We start from the raw sequence: 17,057 nt of genomic DNA, 5'->3' as shown, positions 1-17,057 counted from the left end.
TTGTATCGGAAATGGAAGGGATGATGGGAGGTGAACGGTGAGCTTATTCTCCTGACAGGCGCGTGGATACAAGTGCTGGGGACAGTCATTGCGGCAATTGGCGAGACCATTTTGGTAAATGAAGAGCATGCAGGCTTTCGACTGGTTTCGATCGGCAATGGATTCGAAGCTGCTGGGAATTCATTGCAGGCAGTGGGAGCAGAGAAGGTATCAGGGGGATCTGAGGGGGAGCGATTCAGGATAACCGGTGACTGGATTCAAGCTGCAGGCAACATGACGAATGTCAAGGCGGCAGAGGTTCAATTTTCAGAGGAAGAAATAGAAGGCTTGAACTTGGATGTGATCGGTGATAGTGTCCAGTCGGTCGGAGCGGCATTGGAAGCTTATGGAGCAAACATTGGAAATGCCAGATTTAAAAAGCTGTTAACAACAGGAAATACCATTCAGTCGCTGGGTGCAGCACTTGAAGCAATTGGAGAAACCTTTATATTGAGAGAGGAAAGGGAGCTTGGTCTTCAAATTTCGGCATTTGGCAGCTATGCACAAGCAGCCGGTGCCACAATGGCTGCGGTGGCATTGACCAAGGAGTATGAAGCGGGTGAGTGAGGGGCATGCTCTTTATTTGGTTTAATTTTTGTAAGTATATGGAAAAATGAGCGAATGATGTCGGAAACTCATAGAATAATGCAAGTTTTTCATCGAATACTACTCAAAACTCAGTGAATAATATGTAAAACTCATCGATGAATGCCCAAGACTCATAGAATAGAGGACTGGTTATACCGAATATGGAACAGAAATTGTTAAATCGGTCATCTTTGATGACGGATAGACCGTCACATTACATAAAAGTCAAAAAAATCCGGAAAGGCAGCCTCTGCGGACACCTTGCCGGATTTTTAAAATATGAAATTAAAATGCCCAGCCGCCGTCGCGGAATACAGGCTCGCTTGAACCGTCTTTCTTGATTCCGTCGATGTTCATTTTGTCAGAACCGATCATGAAATCTACGTGGGTGATACTGTTGTTCAGGCCGTTCTGATCAAGCTCTTCCTGGCTCATTTTCTTTCCGCCTTCGATACAGAATGCATATGCATTTCCTATTGCAAGGTGGTTTGATGCGTTCTCGTCAAACAATGTGTTATAGAATAGCACGTTTGATTGAGAGATCGGTGATTTATGAGGGACAAGAGCGATTTCCCCAAGGTAGTGAGACCCTTCGTCGGTGTCGACTAGTCGCTTAAGGATTTCCTCGCCTTCTTCCGCCTTCACATCAACGATGCGTCCGTTTTCGAACGTAATCGTAAAGTTATCGATTACGTTACCGCCGTAGCTCAATGGCTTCGTGCTTGATACCGTACCGTTTACACCCGTTTTCAATGGAACAGTGAACACTTCTTCAGTCGGCATGTTCGCCATGAATTCAGTACCTTGTTCGTTTGTACTTCCTGCTCCTACCCAAAGGTGGCCTTTAGGAAGCTCGATTGTAAGATCTGTTCCAGGGGCAGTGTAGTGCAGCTTTTGGTAGTTCTTTTCGTTCAGGTATTCTACCTTTTCATGAAGTGCTGCATCATGATCCTTCCAGGCTTGAACAGGGTCCGCCTGGTCTGCGCGGACCGCTTTGAAGATCGCATCCCATAGTAAGTCCACTTGCTCATCTGCAGATGCGTCAGGAAATACTTTTGCAGCCCAGTCTTTAGAAGGAGCTGCAAGGACACACCAGCTGACTTTGTCGGACTGAATGAACTGACGGTACTTGGACATTGCTTTACCGGCAACCTTTTGGAAGTTCGAAATACGTTCGGGATCGACGCCTTTCAGTAGGTCCGGACTAGAAGATACGATGCTCATGAATGCAGCTCCGCCTTCAGCCAGCTCCTCGACTTCACGGGCTTTCCACTGCGGGAATTCCTGGAATGCCTCATCAGGGGCAAGATCGTATTTCGTGCGGTTCACGAAATCATCGTTCCAGTTCACGTAAACATGCTTTGCACCTACTTCATAGGCTTTTTTCACCACAAGACGGACAAATTCTGCAGCATCGATGGTTGTGTTGATGACAAGTGTCTGTCCTTTTTGAACGTTCACTCCCACTTGAACTGCGAGGCTTGCATACTTTTCAAGATTTTTTTGAAAGTTGGACATATGTATTCTCCTTTTTGTCAGAATGTTCTATTACAATTCAATTGTATCAGTGCCACCGGGCTTTGCAAGTGTTTTCAACCGACATATATAGACGATGCACGACTTTGCGTGAACCAATAAAAAAACCCCTGCCATTAACAGGGGGCGGTCAACGATCGATTTCTCTATGTTGCTGTTCCTGAAAGAGCATACGGTAATCCATCGGGTTGCTGACGAGGTCCGCGAGTGTGTAGCCTTCAAGGACAGAAAGATAGGCGTTCAGTGCTTTGGCCAGTGCGTGCTTCAGGCCGCAAACCGGTGTAATTACGCAACTGTTGTGTTGGCCGAAGCATTCCACCAGTTCGAAGTCTTCCTCGGTTTTCCGGACAAGTTTCCCGATGTTGATGTCGGCAGGTTCCTTGGCAAGCTTGATGCCTCCGTATCTGCCGCGGATGGTTTCGATGGTGCCCATTTTGCCCAATTCATACGTCACCTTCATCAGGTGGTTTTTTGAAATTTGGTAGGCGTCAGCAATTTCTTTTATAGTAGAGAGTTCATCCTTTGGCTTTGCAGCCAGATAGATGAGGACTCTCAGTGAATAGTCGGTGTAAAGAGTTAATTTCATATGGGTTCACCTATTCCTTCCTATGGTTACATTATACTAATCCGGCAAGTTTGTGTCTAAAAAAGGTATGCAATTGTGTCTAATCTGTTAAAGAAGTATCAGCAATATTGTTTTAATCGATGTCTGGGTGTAAGTTAAAGATGTATTTAAAATATATCTTTTAGAGGTGACTGAATGATGTTATCACAAAAAACAATTGATATCGTGAAATCTACTGCGCCGGTTTTGGAAGTAAAAGGGACGGAAATTACATCTGTATTTTATAAAAACATGTTTGCGGCTCATCCGGAGCTGTTGAATATTTTCAATCATGTCAATCAGAAAAAAGGAAGACAGCAAACAGCTTTGGCGAATACGGTTTATGCAGCTGCCCAAAATATTGATAAATTAGAGGCATTATTACCTGCAGTGAAGCAAATCGCTCATAAGCACAGAAGTCTGGGAATCAAGCCTGAACATTACCCCATCGTAGGTGAACATTTACTCGGGGCGATCAAGGAAGTACTTGGGGACGCTGCCACGGATGAAATCATCCAAGCCTGGGCAGACGCATACGGTGTGATTGCCGGGGTATTCATCGATGTGGAAGAGCAGATGTATGTGGAAGCGGAGCAGAAACAAGCTGGCTTCAGGGATTTCAAACCATTCGTTGTGGCTAAGAAAGTAAAAGAAAGCGACGTTATTACATCTTTCTATCTTAAACCTCAGGACGGTGAAAAAGTACCTTCTTATCATCCGGGTCAATACATTTCAGTACGAGTGACGATCCCTGGTCAGGTGAATACACATATTCGCCAGTACAGCTTATCAAGCGGACATAAAGAAGAATATTTCCGAATTTCGGTGAAAAAGGAAGCAGAGTTCGATCCGAACGGAATCGTTTCAACATACTTGCATGATGGTGTGGAAGTGGGAAGCGCAATCGAAGTCAGTGCACCTGCAGGCGATTTCTACTTGAATGAAGAAAAATCCGGTACTAAGGTTGCGCTCATCTCAGGAGGTGTTGGGATCACGCCGATGATGAGTATGCTTGAGACGATTGCTCAGACTACCCCAAATCGTCCGGCTGCATTCATTCACGCGAGTAAGAATGAAGGTGTTCAACCATTCAGAAGTGATATCGATGAATTGATGGATGAGCTTGAAAATGGAGATGCATGTTATATCCTGGAAAATCCAAACAATGTATCCCTCTGCCACTTCTCAGGTTATGTGAACAAAGAAATTCTGGAAGCATATGTAGACAGTGACACGGAATGCTATGTATGCGGACCTGCACCGTTCATGAAAGCCGTCATCATAACGTTAAAAGAAATCGGTCTTCCAGAAGACAAAATCAACTTTGAATTCTTCGGGCCGGCAATGGACTTATCTTCTGTCGATGAGAAAGAAAAAGTAAGAGTATAAAGTAAAAATCACTTAAAAAAACAAGCATCAGAACCTTCCCTGATGCTTGTTTCTTATTAAAATCGATGCTCGTCATGATCAACTCTGTTTTTAAAAGCCTCCTGAGTGACAATCAGTTCTTCGTCGCCAGCAGGTTTTTCTGTATGCTGTTCGGTGGTGCTGTTTTTCGGGAAGTTTCCGGGATGTCCCTTTTTCTTTGCTTCAAATGATTTTCCGCGTGCCATATGAAAACACTCCTTTCATGATATCCTATCGGTAGTTTTTCCATGAAGAATGAAATTATGTGCGGGTGGAATGCTGGTAAAGAGTGGCGACCGGTGCAGACTGAACGCTCAGTCAACCGATGTTGCTTTTTCGTCAAAAATTGTCCAGATCAAAAGGGTGACATTCGTATACACTAATAGTAACAAGTGGTCAGCAGGACGACTTTGAATGATCAGCCAGACCCACTGAATTCTCACAGGAGGGGTTTTACATGGATTTTTCGATGATTGTTTCTGAACAACGGATCAAGAAGGCGCAAGAAGATGGTGAGTTTGATAATCTGCCGGGCTACGGAAAACCGCTTAACCTGGATGATGATCTGTCGATACCGCCTGCTCTGCGGATGGCACACCGGATGATGAAGAATGCCGGTTATACCACTGAAGAAATGGATATGAAGAAAGAAATGATGAGGATTGAAGACCTCATCCGTGTCTGTGAAGATGACATGGAGAAGGAAGAGCTTCAGCGGAATTTAAATGAAAAAATGGTGAGATACAATTCGATGTTGTCGAAGAAAAGAGTGAAAACGAACAGCTCCGTTTTTAAAAATTATGAACAGAAGATTGAAGGTAAGCTTTTATAAAATCACCCCCGCTGTGTGTATGAGCGGGGGTTTCGTTATGTCTGTTAACATTTCAAAAAGTCGTGTAACTAAAACACCTCCATCTTTCTATATCTTTGGAGTTAAAAGACGTAGAGGTAGATAAAATTAGATTCGAGGGGGATCTGGTTCCTAAAAATAGGTGGCATGCAATGTTTTATGAACTAGCTAACCCGTTACCTTTTCTTCACTAATTATTACTATCTTCATATTTCCTGAAGAAATTGAGTGGAACATGTCTAAAATTATACAAATCAAGTGTCTAAGTTCAACATACGGAAAATTCACACTATTAGCAAAATATATATACTCGTCTTGTAAGTACAAATTATATTAGAGGAGGTGTCATTATGCTGAAAAAGCTTGCTACCAAACTAAGCGGCGGACCAAGTAAGGTCCCTTGCTACGATGAGCGTTGTGCGTGTGGTTACGTTTATGAATGTCTAACATTCTCTGATGGAACAAAAACTTGCAAATGTGTACGTGTGTAATAGAAGAGACAATTTATGCCGGCCTGATCAGGTCGGCATAATTTAAGTAATAATAGAATCTTGGTGATGAAAGTGACGCAATTCCATTTTGTGAAGAAAGCTCTCACATTAGTTTGGGAAACGGGAAAAAGCTGGATTATCGTTTCCTTTCTCGTAAGAATCGTATTAGGCTTAATACCTATTGTTTCTGTTTTGTTGATCCAAAATATTATTAATGAAATCACATTGTATTTTGATAATGAGAGTAAAGGCTTACGTTCAGTTATTTGGTTATTGCTGTTACAGTTTGGCATGCTCTTTTTTCAATCGGCTGTCATCAACTTGATGAAGATCTTTGACCTTAAGATTGAACAGAAACTTGACTATAAATTAGAAAAACAAATTTCTAATAAGGCTGCATCGGTACCCTTATACTATTATGATAATACAGAATTTCACCATCATCATGACAGGGTCATGGGTAATTCAGGTGAGAGGATGATGAGTCCGATTCGAGCGGTGCTGGATATTGGGCAAAACGTCATCACGTTAATCTCTTTCTTCGTATTTCTCATTCAGGTTCATTGGCTGTTGGCCTTTACAAGTACTTTGATGGCGATTCCTGTTCTTGTTGTACAGGGAAAATACGGGAATAAGCAGTTTCGGTTATTACGTTATCAGACTCCCTCAATCAGAGAGGCGCATTATCTATCTGCGTTGTTAAATGATCGGGAGAGTGCAAAAGAAATCAGGTTATTTAATTTGAAGAATCACCTTTTGGATAGATGGAGCCGATTATTTATTGAGAACAATAAGAAGATCTTTGACTTGTCAAAGAGACGCGAGCTTGCTCATTTAGGGTTGCAACTATTCACAGCCATCATTTACGTATTCAATGCCTTCTTCTTGATCAGGCTATTGAAGACAACCACGTTGAAAATTGGTGACTTTGTAGGTGTGATGCAGGCTGTTCAAGGGACCCAGAATACAATAACTGATTTATCAATCAAAGTGGCGAATATTTTCAATGAATTCTTAAATATACAAGATTTGTTCTCATTCTTGGAGTTTGAAGATCCCAGTATGAAGATAGCCAGGGGAGAAAAGGATTTCCCATCGAGCATGGGCCAAGGTATAGAATTCAAGAATGTTTCATTCACGTACCCTCATAGTAAAAGAGATGTATTAAGTAATGTATCATTTATAATCCGGCCTGGCGAAAAAATTGCCATAGTTGGAGAAAATGGTTCTGGTAAGACGACCCTGGTTAAATGCCTGATGGGGCTTTACCCGGTTAGTAGGGGTGGGATATTCTTCGATAGTGTATCCATAAAAGATATAAAGCAAGAGGAGTTATTTAAGAATCTTACTGTGATCTTCCAGGACTTTATGAAATACAATATGAGTGTAAAGGATAATATCACGATCAGCTTACAAGAAGATGCAAAGAATGAGCTGAAAATGATTGATGTAGCGAAACAAACAGGAGTGGATTCATTCGTATCAAGGTATGAAAGGCGGTATGAAACGATCCTGGGAAAAATCCTATTTGAAGGGGAAGATTTATCAGGGGGACAATGGCAGAAAATAGCGTTGGCCAGAGCATTATTTAAAAATGGGCAGATCTTTGTGCTGGATGAACCGACAGCTGCTCTAGATCCTAAAGCAGAGCTCGAAGTGTTCAAGCAATTTGAAGTGTTGTCAAAGCAGAAAACGACCATTTATATTTCGCATCGGATGGCTTCAGCAAGAATTGCCGACAGAATCCTGGTGATGAAAAATGGAGAACTTGTGGAAATGGGGCATCACGATGAATTAATGGGCAACGATTCTGAATATGCCCGATTATTTAATATGCAGGCAAAGTGGTACGCATAGGAGTGAGGAAGTGGAATCAATATCTTTATACTGTGCTATATTAATGTCCATTCTTTTTCTTTCAACGGGTATTGATAAGTTTCTGCGCTTTCACAGGCATGTAGCGTCAATAAAGAATTACCGAATAATCCATTCAGCTTTGATTAAACCAGCCGCGATTACTCTTGGAGCGTTGGAAGTTTCTATTAGTTTATGTTTACTTATTGGGAAAGGACATGAAATAGCTGTCATTATTGGTCTAATCATGCTGATTACTTATACCTGTGCAATGGTCCACCAGTTGAGAAAAGGGGATAAGAACCTGAATTGTGGGTGTGGTGGGTTAATAGGGAATCATACGATAACATGGAAGAGTGTGGGCAGAAATATTTTCTTGATAGTCTGTTTGTTAATTGTTGAGGCATTCACTAATGAACACTACTATACGATTAACACGATTATCCCGACGGTTCTCTCATCTAGCTTATTCGTTTTGATCACTATTACCGCATTAAAACTGATTGAATACAAAAAGGTGTTCAATCTAAAATAAAGGAGTGGTCGAATGGGACAATCTTGGGTCACAGCGTATATCATTCAGTGGGCAGTAATTGCCATCTTACTTATCATGTTCTATCAAACACTTAAACTATTGGGACAGTACATAAGAAAAGTAGATAGAATCGAAAGACGGGCAAAGGGTGGACTTACCGTCGAAAAGCTATTTCCCAAATACAAGGCTAAGTCAATCACAACACCTGACATGATAGACACTACCAGTGAAAAAGGGCACAATCTTTTTATATTCGTATCACCCACCTGTCATGCATGTGAGGATGTCCTTTTGAATTTGCATCAATTCAATTCAAGGCAGCAAACAGATGTTACAGTAATTTCGATGAAGGATGAAGATAATTCCCATGTGAAATATTTTCACATCCTAAAAGAAAGTGGTATTCCAATGATTTTGGATAATGCGCTGTTCGGGGATTTAAGTATCCCGAGTCTGCCATATGGGATCTTGATAGATGAGCAGCGTAAAATAATCAATTACGGAGAAGCGGGAAGTATGAAAGAAGTCAATGAATTAGTGGACTCTCCAATGATACAGGAGACTGCTTGATGACAAAGGGGGGAGAATGTTGAAAAAATTAGCTATTTGTTTACTAACAGGAGGGCTTTTAATGGCTGGATGCTCGAGTGAAACGACCGAGAAAGAGAAACAATACACCCTCGAGGAAGCTGCTGATAATGGAGATGTTATTGTGAATGAAGAAGGCAAAGTGGAGAATCTGGACAAGCTGCTGCGTTTTATTGAGGACGTACAAGAAAGCAAGGAATCTCAAGTGACGCTATCCAACTTTTTCAACCTTCAGGTAAGTTTAAATGAATTGAAGTTTGATGGTGACGTTTTATTCTACTCGTTAAAGAACGGTGAAGGAGAAGAAACGGTGAATACCACGTGTGGCAGCATCGAGCAAAAAAGTGGTTCTATCTCCTTGCAGGAATGCTCAGGAGAGTCGGAGGTCATTGGTCTGGTCCAGGTTTCTGAATATCAAATCAATAAAGCCAAAGCTTCGATGGAAAATTAAAAGCATCCGACGGTGGATGCTTTTTTTCATTATTCCAGTGTTCCAGGATCATCCTTGTCCCCATCAGGGATTACAACCGAACTTGCTGCAGCCTGGTCATCAGGTTCTTGTGCCATTAAAATGCCGGTATTAGATACAAAATAGAAACTACTCATCAATAGTAATGATATTAGACCTTTTTTCATTATGATTCTTGTCCCCTTTATCCATCAAGATAATACAAATATTAACACAATTATAAAACTTTAGGATTAGGTGAAATGGATTATTAATTTATTTTTTTATAAGTTTATCAGAAGGAATCTCCTTTATGTTTAGAGAAATATGAATTTAGTAATATTTTCGGGAGGCTAATATGAACGTAACAGAAGGCAGAATAGGTGAACAAATCAAAGAGCTTAGAAGACATTTTGGTATATCTCAGCAGGAACTTTGCAAAGACATCTGCAGTCAATCGTTTATCAGCAGGATAGAAAGCGGTGACATTTCACCCTCGGCCCACTTGCTGTATCGTCTATCTATGAGGTTGGGTATTGATATTAATTATTTTCTGGAAAGCATCTATGTATCCCGCATGGATTATGTCCAGGAGGTTATGCTTCAATTAAGTGAAGCTCTAAAAATGAAAAAATATGATCGTTTGAAAGACATTGTTGAGTATGAGAAAGATAACCCTCTGTTTAAGCATTTTAGAAATAAACAAACTTTACTTTGGTATGAGGCCATTTATATGTATAAGGTCCATCACAATTATAAACATGCCATTCTATTATTGGACGAAGCTCTCCGTATGAAACAGACAACAGTGAAAAGTCACTCTGAAAAGGAAATCGAAATGTGTCTGACAAAAGCCAATATCTATACAGAAGAAAAGGAATATAAGGAAGCTAAAAATCTTTTTAACGACATATTATCTTACTTAAAGCAGCTGCCAATCATTCGTGACAAAGTTCTTTTAATAAAAGTGTACTACAATTATTCACGTGTATTGTATTTAAATGATCAACTTGATTCTTCTCTCCACTACGCACAACGGGGAATAAAAGAATGTAAGGAAAACCGAATTTTGTATGGCATGGGGGAGTTATATTTTCAAATGGGGAGAATTTATAGAGACCAATCTGAAAATCAGCTTTCACTGGACAATTTCGAAAAAGCCAAGATGGTGGCTCAGTTGATAGAAGATAGAGTTTTTATTGAGATGACGGACGATCAGGTTGAGGTTGTGAAGAGGAATAGTGGGGGCAGGTAACCGGCGTTTAAAAAGAACGAATCTAATTAAACTGATAATCAAAAATCCTCAGAATCTGGACGATGACTTATCGATACCGCCTGCTCTCCGTATGGCTCGCTGAATAATGAAGAATACCAGTTATTCCACAGAAGAAATGGTTATAAAGAAAAAATGATGAGGATCGAGGATCTCATCCGCTTCTGTGAGGATGATTAAGAAAAAGAAGAGCTGAAGCGCAGCCTCAATGAAAAAATGGTGAGATTCAACTCCGTGTTTCAAAGGGAAGGGTGAAGACGAACAGCTCTGTTTTTTAATATAATCAGAAGATTGAGAGGAAGCTGCTGTAAAACGCTAAAGCCTCCGCTGGAAGTGCCTAGAGGAGGCTGCTTTCTGTGAATACTATTACTCACTATTTGATCGGTTTAGGTTTGGTTTGGAACATCGATTCATTCAATCCCCATGCGATGTCGTTACCGTTCGGGTCTGTGATGCTGACGATCGGTGCTACACGGGTGAGCACTGTAACCGTCTCTCCTCTAACGTCTATCTTCGACATGCCATTTACAAGCGCCATGTTCTCCCCCTCTATACCGTATATTTCCTGTATCTTCAAGGGTTGCAGCTTTGGGTTGAACATGACTTCCAATAGATATCGTTTTGAATGGTCCTTCCTGGGAAGAGTGATTGCATAATTCCCGTTCTTGTCAACTGTTCCCATGCCTTCAGCAGTGATTTCTGTACTTGCTTCCGCCTGCCAGCGGATGATGGAGCCGTATTTGCTTGAAAGATCGCCGTATTCTTTGATACTTGCATAAATCACAGCATTTTTCGGGAGGTTGGTCGTTCCTTCGATGACCAGTTCTAGGGATTTTAAATTCACCTTCCCGTCCAGTTTAACGACTTTCCCCGCATTCTGATTAGCTTTAAGTTTCGGTTCAGCGGCCCAATCGATTCTGCAGCCTGACAGCAGGAGGCCGCTTAGAATCACGAGAGTCATGGTCAGCTTATATCGTCTCATGATGATTCTCCTTTTGACTTCCATGGCCGGTAAGGGTGAACGGATGGTCAATCCCAGCAGGCACTGAATCCTGTGCTACGATTTTCTTCTTCCGTTTTCTCAACGCTTTTCCTTCTAAAAATACTTCTTTTACTACCGAGTTGATTTCATTCACGCAATAAATGGCTGCCGCAAAGAAAGTAAGCGGAAATAAAAGGAGCCAAGGATAGAGATGGATCTGATAGATATTGATGCTCATGGTTGCAGCCCAATCGTTTATGAATGAGAAATATTCGGGGCGGTGTTCCATGATGCCAAATTCAGCAATTCTGAGACCACCCAGGCAGATGTGCAGGATGCCAAGTTGAATGAGTAAATACAAGGTCTGTGACAATTGTTCAGAAAACATTACGATGGCATGGCGGCTGAACTGGGGGCGCAGGTGTCTTTTAATAATGAAGAATCTGTCGGCACCTATCTGCCGTGAGACCGTAATAAAATCATTCTTAAGAAATTCTCTCATTTCTTCACCGATATACATTCCGAGTGAAGGTATGACGATGATAGAAATCACGATGATCTGAATGAAAAGAAATTTCATGGAATAAAGTGATCCTGCCTCAAATGCGCGCTGCAAGGGAGTTAACAGCACGAAGCCTATGATGGCAAGCGGGATGAAATTAAATGTATCACCGAGACCTTTAAAGACCTGTCGGATCCAACTGGGAAGAAATGCATAAACCAAGCCAAAAAGGAATCCCCCTGACATGCGGATCAAAGCAATCGCTATCGCCGACAGCAGTGTATATTTAGCACCTTCAATCAGTACGAAAAAGACATTTCTTCCTAATTTATCACTTCCCATCGGTGCCATTTCCGAAGGCGTATAAGGAGGGGAGGCGGTTAATCTACCGGTCTCTTCATCTTTCATATAAGGCGGGCCCTCTTCAAATAACTGTGGATGAGTGTAAGGAAGGATGAAACTCCCTGCCAACAGAATCAATAGAAAGCAAATCGGTATCCATAACCGTAAAGAGCGGAAGTTCATCAAGACAGCACCTCCTCATCGGGAAGCCATTTTTTCAATAGCAGGGACCCGAGGCTGAATACAATGAAAAACGGGATGTAAATCATCAGCATGCCAAGGAAAAAAGCGCTCGGCTGCCGCTGCGATACATCCAACAGGACATTCATGAATCCGTTGATATTAAAAAGGATCTCGATTATCAGGAGATTTGAAAGCATAAGAAGGAAAATCGGCTTGATGTGGTAGTAAAAGTGAATCCAAACATTCCTGAACAGATGCACCCAGATCGTGTATGCTTTAGAAAACCCTTTGGAAAAAGAATATTCGACATAAGGCTTATCTTCTTCTTCCCGGAGTTGGAATAGAAAGTTCTTGGTTAAAAAAGCAATAGGCATGATTGCTAAACAAATAATGGGAAGTAAATAAACTTTTTCCTCGCCTAAAGTATAAATATCAAACAATAAGATGTGTGTTTGTTTGAAAAACCAGATGATAAAAAGCTGTATGAAGACGATGATGAGTACATCCGGCAAAGAATCTAGTAAGTCCATGAGTTTTAAACAGAGCCTGTATACTTTCTTTGGCAGAAACATGAATAGATAACTTAGAAGTGTGGAAATCAAGGCTGCTGCCAGAAATGCAAGAAATAATAGAAGACAAGAGTAGCTGAATAGCTGAAAGAACAGCGGATAAATCGGGTATTTCTTTGGAGCCGGGGTTCCCCCCACTTCAATGATGATGGAAGAAGGATTCAATAATTGTAAGATAATTTCACGAAGCGTGTGAATATACTTCCCCATCATGATCACCAGTTCACTGTCATAAGAGAGCAGTACTCCCGCACCGCTGAAAAGAAACAGACCCGCACACGTAAGTAAAAACTGAGCCGGTAAGGCCAAGTATCTCGATGTCCTCATCATTCATTCCCCCTGTAAAGATTGTGTAAGTATGAATAGATTATAATGATTTATGACAAAAATTACAAAATATTTATAAAATTATTACAATATACATAAAATTTCCCAAAAGAAAAACCCTATTCTCAAAGGGGAGAGCAGGGCTTTTCATTATGATTTTTCCCCATCCGGTTTGAATAGAAAGTAAGAGATGATTCCCGATAATAACGTTCCGCCGAGCACAATCAGGATTCTGGTACCTTCAGGGACTTCTGTATAGGCTTTGCCAAGATATGAGTTCGCGACCAGGAACACGACGAGCATGATCGGGATCGTAATGATGAGTCTTCTTTTCAAAAACGCCACTCCTTTAGTTCTGCTGCCTTCAGTTTAACACATTATTCGTGCTGAAATATCTACAATCCGATGACAAGGCGGTATGAAATCACACAAAAAGACAGTCCGTCGGTTTATTGACGAACTGTTGCTGTGTCCCCTTAATTGTTGATGCTGTGTTCGATCCGTTCGGCACTCTCAGCAGTGTCTTTGATGTAGGTGGCGATTGTTTCGTTGTCCTGATTCAGTGTTTCAATTGTCGCACTGATCTCTTCCAGCCCAGCGCTGGATTGTTCGATGACGGCTGCGAGCTCTTTGGTGGAAAGCTCGACCTCACCGGTTTGCCCTTTTACAGAAGCAGCCGTAGAGGAAAGACGCTGAAATTCTTTCGAAATGGCATCGAGTTTTTCACGAAGAGTCGAGAAATATTCTGTCACTTCGCCCGTTGCAGACATGTTTTCATGAAGCTTAGTGGAACTTAGATTCATAATCTCAAGGGCAGTTGAGTTCACTTCGTTCACGGAAGATAAATTATCATTGATCCGGGTTGCGGTGTTTCTTGTAATTTCGGCAAGCTTGCGGATCTCATCAGCCACGATTGAAAAGCCTCTTCCTGCATCTCCTGCGCGAGCGGCTTCAATCGAAGCGTTCAATGCAAGCAGATTTGTTTGATCGGTGATGTCCTGGATGCTTCCAATGAACGTGTTGGTTTCCTCAATTTTATTCGTAAGTTCCTTGAAGGTGCTGCTCAGTCCCTCGATGATGTTTTTCAATTCTGTCATATTATCATGGAGGTACGTGACCCTTTCGCTGCCTGAGACGGCAAGACGGTTGGCATCGTCAGAATGAAGCGCAAGGTCGCTTGAGAAGTGAGTGACATCCCCCATTTTCGTCATGGTCATGGCGGCAACGGATGCGATGTTGTTGATCTTATCGCTTTGAGTCTGGCTGCCGGCAGAAATTTCATTCACGGCTGTTTTCATCTCATTTTGAGAAATCAGATGGATCTGGATTTGATCATTGATCTGCTTGATACTTGTCGAGATGGTCGTCAGCTCTTTTGCAAACAGAGCTCTCTGTTCATCTTTTTTCTTGTTTTCACCTTCTGTCCTGTTGAGGAATTCCTGAAGCTGGATCGTTTGCTTCCTGTTTAAATGGATGACGACGCCAAGCACGATTCCCACCAGCAGGTAAGTAAGGACAGCAGGAAGGAACAGCTCATTGAACAGTACATCATCAGCAGGGGCAAAGACGTTGTTCAGCACAAGGATGATGAGGCCTGAAGCATAGCCGATACTGAATATGATCGTTTTAAAATGGATGGCGGACAGGACAGCCATAAGGGTCAGAATCACCATGTTTTTGGCATTCGATCCATCTGTAAGCAGCCAGATCAGCATGATAATATAAATGGTCGGGATGCTGAAATATACATACAGCTGGGGCTTTTTCATGATGAGCTGCAGAGTGATGAAAAAGACCGCCAGCAGGATCATCTGCGAAGCAAATACCGAAACCGGTATGATGCCCGACTGGTTCATGATGGAATAAATCAGACCTGCAAGCAGGCTTACTGAATAGGTAATCAGTAACAGGACATTTTTACGCTTCGTATCAGAAATCTTCATTTGCTCTGGTGTCACATTGTTTCTCTCCTTCAATATGTAATATAAATTCCTCTTCCTCTATATATCGGTTTGAAAAACATAACTTTTATTCTATATATGGAAATATTTTTGATTCAAATCCCGTTCTTCGATGTTTTAAAGCTGCGAGGGACGGGCCTTTTAAAAAACGCTTAAATAAACAGTCGTTCTGTCCGATAGTAGAAGTAGACTACTACAAAGAGTAAGGTGGAGCAAAAGATGGATAAAACGTCAGTAATTGGTGTCATTATGGGCTTGATCGCCGTTGGGGCGGGGATGTTTTTCAAAGGCGTAAGTCCTGTTGCCTTGTTTAATCCCGCAGCTATTTTGATCATTCTGCTTGGAACGGCCGCGGCCGTCACCATCGCATTTCCAACACATGAAATTAAAAAAGTCCCGAAGTTATTCGGGATGCTCTTTAAAGAACAATCGGTCCAGGATCCGAAAGAAATCATCCAGTACTTCTCGGAGATTGCGGATGTTGCACGTAAAGAAGGACTTCTTGCCCTCGAATCAAAGTCGCAGGAGGTAGAAGATCAATTCCTGAAGGATGGACTTTCCCTCGCTGTCGACGGCCAGAGTGCCGATTATATCAGGGATGTCCTGCATGAAGAAATCGATGCGATGGAGGATCGCCATAGTGCAGGGGCTTCCATCTTTTCTCAGGCGGGGACATATGCCCCGACACTGGGGGTGCTTGGGGCCGTTATCGGATTGATTGCAGCACTGGGCAATATGGAGAATACCGAAGAGATGGGTCACGCGATCGCCGCAGCCTTTATCGCCACCCTGCTGGGGATTTTCACCGGTTATGTATTATGGCATCCGTTTGCCAATAAACTGAAGCGTAAATCAAAGCGTGAAGTGCAATTGAAAATGATGATGGTAGAAGGCATTCTTTCCATCATAGAAGGAGAGAGCCCAAGGGTCATCGAGCAGAAGCTTGCCTCCTATTTACCGGCAAGTGACCGGCTGCTGCTGCTGAAGGGGGAGGAAAATGAGACGGCGTAAAAAGAAACACGAAGATGAACATATGGACGAATCCTGGCTGATTCCTTACGCAGATCTGCTCACTCTTTTATTGGCACTTTTTATTGTGCTTTATGCTGCAAGTTCAGTGGATGCTCAGAAATTCAAGGAGCTGTCCCAAGCTTTTAACGAAGTGTTCACCGGCGGCACGGGGATCATGGAAAATCCCAGTCCCGGGGAAACCCAGCCGCCGAGTGATGGGGAAGTGAAGTCAAGCGGTGCAGAGAAGGAAGAGAAGAAGGAAAAGGCTGATCTTGATAAAGAGGAAATCGAACGTCAGGCGTTTCTGAAAGATCAAGAGGAATTAAAAGAAATCCAGAAGAAAGTCAATGAATATATCAAGACGAATAACCTCGAAGTTCAGTTTGTTACGAAGCTGACCGATGAAGGTTTGCTGCTCACGATCCGCGACAATGTCCTTTTTGATTCGGGATCGGCTGTTGTGCACAGTGCCGATCTGAATGTGGCGAAAGAGTTGTCTGAGCTTCTGGTAATGAACCCGCCAAGGAATATCATCATTTCAGGGCATACGGACGATGTGCCGATCCGTAACGCAGAGTTTGATTCCAACTGGGAGCTGAGCGTGATGCGCGCAGTGAACTTTATGAAGATCATTCTGGAAAATCAGGAACTGAACCCGCAATGGTTCAGTGCAAAGGGCTTCGGTGAGTTTGAACCTGTCGGGGACAATGGCACTGCTGAAGGACGGGGATTGAACCGCAGAGTGGAAGTGTTGATCCTGCCAAGGGTGACCGACTAGAAGTGAATAATGGAAGGTGTTGGACCTGGAGCTGCCTTGAAAGCAGTTTTGGGTCTTTTTTATTTTGCATTGTAGATCTTTCTTTAGATGTTTCACACGCGTAAATTCAGGGAATGAAAGAAAACACTAATAGAATAAGTGTCTAAATTTTCAGAAATAATAACGATATATATTTTATGCCTGATGGGT

At 42.2% G+C, this 17,057-nt stretch carries 19 protein-coding genes; 10 read left to right on the top strand and 9 right to left on the bottom strand.

The window, feature by feature from the left end:
• Window positions 1–30 precede the first annotated feature (30 nt).
• Window positions 31–606: a DUF6944 family repetitive protein gene (locus V6B33_RS17870; RefSeq protein WP_334219044.1), complete on the top strand. Its 576-nt coding sequence runs from the start codon at window positions 31–33 to the stop codon at window positions 604–606.
• Between the two features lie 306 nt (window positions 607–912).
• On the opposite strand, the gene V6B33_RS17865 is transcribed toward V6B33_RS17870, so the two are convergent.
• Together V6B33_RS17865 and V6B33_RS17860 are read right to left on the bottom strand one after the other, a co-directional pair.
• Complete coding sequence (locus V6B33_RS17865; protein WP_334219043.1) at window positions 913–2,145, bottom strand: aminopeptidase; 1,233 nt, start codon at window positions 2,143–2,145, stop codon at window positions 913–915.
• 148 nt (window positions 2,146–2,293) lie between these two features.
• Window positions 2,294–2,749, bottom strand: a complete 456-nt coding sequence (locus V6B33_RS17860) for an RrF2 family transcriptional regulator (protein ID WP_334219042.1) — start codon at window positions 2,747–2,749, stop codon at window positions 2,294–2,296.
• A 177-nt stretch (window positions 2,750–2,926) separates the two neighbouring features.
• Between V6B33_RS17860 and hmpA the strand changes: the two genes are divergently transcribed.
• A complete protein-coding gene (gene hmpA, locus V6B33_RS17855; RefSeq protein WP_334219062.1) occupies window positions 2,927–4,156 on the top strand; it encodes an NO-inducible flavohemoprotein in 1,230 nt (409 codons plus the stop codon).
• 56 nt (window positions 4,157–4,212) lie between these two features.
• On the opposite strand, the gene V6B33_RS17850 is transcribed toward hmpA, so the two are convergent.
• A complete protein-coding gene (locus V6B33_RS17850) occupies window positions 4,213–4,380 on the bottom strand; it encodes a hypothetical protein (RefSeq protein WP_334219041.1) in 168 nt (55 codons plus the stop codon).
• A 251-nt stretch (window positions 4,381–4,631) separates the two neighbouring features.
• Between V6B33_RS17850 and V6B33_RS17845 the strand changes: the two genes are divergently transcribed.
• From V6B33_RS17845 to V6B33_RS17830, 5 genes are all read left to right on the top strand, one after another.
• Window positions 4,632–5,006 (top strand): DnaJ family domain-containing protein, encoded by a 375-nt coding sequence (locus V6B33_RS17845; protein WP_334219040.1) that lies wholly within the window; start codon window positions 4,632–4,634, stop codon window positions 5,004–5,006.
• A gap of 581 nt (window positions 5,007–5,587) precedes the next feature.
• On the top strand, window positions 5,588–7,372 hold the full coding sequence (locus tag V6B33_RS17840) for an ABC transporter ATP-binding protein (RefSeq protein ID WP_334219039.1): 1,785 nt from the start codon (window positions 5,588–5,590) through the stop codon (window positions 7,370–7,372).
• Window positions 7,332–7,904: a MauE/DoxX family redox-associated membrane protein gene (locus V6B33_RS22130; protein ID WP_442915556.1), complete on the top strand. Its 573-nt coding sequence runs from the start codon at window positions 7,332–7,334 to the stop codon at window positions 7,902–7,904. The genes V6B33_RS17840 and V6B33_RS22130 overlap by 41 nt, the downstream gene beginning before the upstream one ends.
• Before the next feature lie 12 nt (window positions 7,905–7,916).
• Window positions 7,917–8,474 carry a hypothetical protein gene (locus V6B33_RS17835; RefSeq protein ID WP_334219038.1) on the top strand — a complete coding sequence of 186 codons (558 nt, stop codon included), beginning with the start codon at window positions 7,917–7,919 and terminating at the stop codon, window positions 8,472–8,474.
• A 16-nt stretch (window positions 8,475–8,490) separates the two neighbouring features.
• Complete coding sequence (locus V6B33_RS17830; protein ID WP_334219037.1) at window positions 8,491–8,943, top strand: hypothetical protein; 453 nt, start codon at window positions 8,491–8,493, stop codon at window positions 8,941–8,943.
• A gap of 29 nt (window positions 8,944–8,972) precedes the next feature.
• Here the strand turns inward: V6B33_RS17830 and V6B33_RS17825 are convergent, their stop codons facing one another.
• Window positions 8,973–9,128, bottom strand: a complete 156-nt coding sequence (locus V6B33_RS17825) for a hypothetical protein (RefSeq protein WP_334219036.1) — start codon at window positions 9,126–9,128, stop codon at window positions 8,973–8,975.
• 170 nt (window positions 9,129–9,298) lie between these two features.
• Between V6B33_RS17825 and V6B33_RS17820 the strand changes: the two genes are divergently transcribed.
• On the top strand, window positions 9,299–10,195 hold the full coding sequence (locus V6B33_RS17820; RefSeq protein ID WP_334219035.1) for a helix-turn-helix domain-containing protein: 897 nt from the start codon (window positions 9,299–9,301) through the stop codon (window positions 10,193–10,195).
• Between the two features lie 391 nt (window positions 10,196–10,586).
• Here V6B33_RS17820 and V6B33_RS17815 read toward each other — a convergent pair whose 3' ends face one another.
• The 5 genes from V6B33_RS17815 to V6B33_RS17795 all read right to left on the bottom strand — a co-directional run bounded on the left by V6B33_RS17815 (window position 10,587) and on the right by V6B33_RS17795 (window position 15,076).
• Window positions 10,587–11,195, bottom strand: a complete 609-nt coding sequence (locus V6B33_RS17815; RefSeq protein WP_334219034.1) for a hypothetical protein — start codon at window positions 11,193–11,195, stop codon at window positions 10,587–10,589.
• Complete coding sequence (locus V6B33_RS17810; RefSeq protein ID WP_334219061.1) at window positions 11,182–12,222, bottom strand: ABC transporter permease subunit; 1,041 nt, start codon at window positions 12,220–12,222, stop codon at window positions 11,182–11,184. Before V6B33_RS17810 ends, V6B33_RS17815 begins: the two co-directional genes overlap by 14 nt.
• On the bottom strand, window positions 12,222–13,121 hold the full coding sequence (locus V6B33_RS17805; protein ID WP_334219033.1) for an ABC transporter permease subunit: 900 nt from the start codon (window positions 13,119–13,121) through the stop codon (window positions 12,222–12,224). Before V6B33_RS17805 ends, V6B33_RS17810 begins: the two co-directional genes overlap by 1 nt.
• A gap of 147 nt (window positions 13,122–13,268) precedes the next feature.
• Window positions 13,269–13,454, bottom strand: coding sequence for a histidine kinase (locus V6B33_RS17800; RefSeq protein WP_334219032.1), 186 nt, complete (start codon window positions 13,452–13,454; stop codon window positions 13,269–13,271).
• 140 nt (window positions 13,455–13,594) lie between these two features.
• Window positions 13,595–15,076, bottom strand: coding sequence for a methyl-accepting chemotaxis protein (locus tag V6B33_RS17795; protein ID WP_334219031.1), 1,482 nt, complete (start codon window positions 15,074–15,076; stop codon window positions 13,595–13,597).
• A gap of 222 nt (window positions 15,077–15,298) precedes the next feature.
• On the opposite strand from V6B33_RS17795, the gene motA reads away from it, so the two are divergent.
• Entirely contained in the window at window positions 15,299–16,090 is a 792-nt protein-coding gene (gene motA, locus V6B33_RS17790) for a flagellar motor stator protein MotA (protein WP_334219030.1), read from the top strand.
• A complete protein-coding gene (motB, locus tag V6B33_RS17785; protein ID WP_334219029.1) occupies window positions 16,077–16,868 on the top strand; it encodes a flagellar motor protein MotB in 792 nt (263 codons plus the stop codon). Before motA ends, motB begins: the two co-directional genes overlap by 14 nt.
• Window positions 16,869–17,057: the final 189 nt, after the last annotated feature.

Source organism: Mangrovibacillus sp. Mu-81 (genome assembly GCF_036867415.1).
GTDB lineage: Bacteria > Bacillota > Bacilli > Bacillales > Bacillaceae_B > Rossellomorea.
Note: the sequence above shows the minus strand (reverse complement) of the source record. Positions and strands in the feature narration are given on the sequence as shown.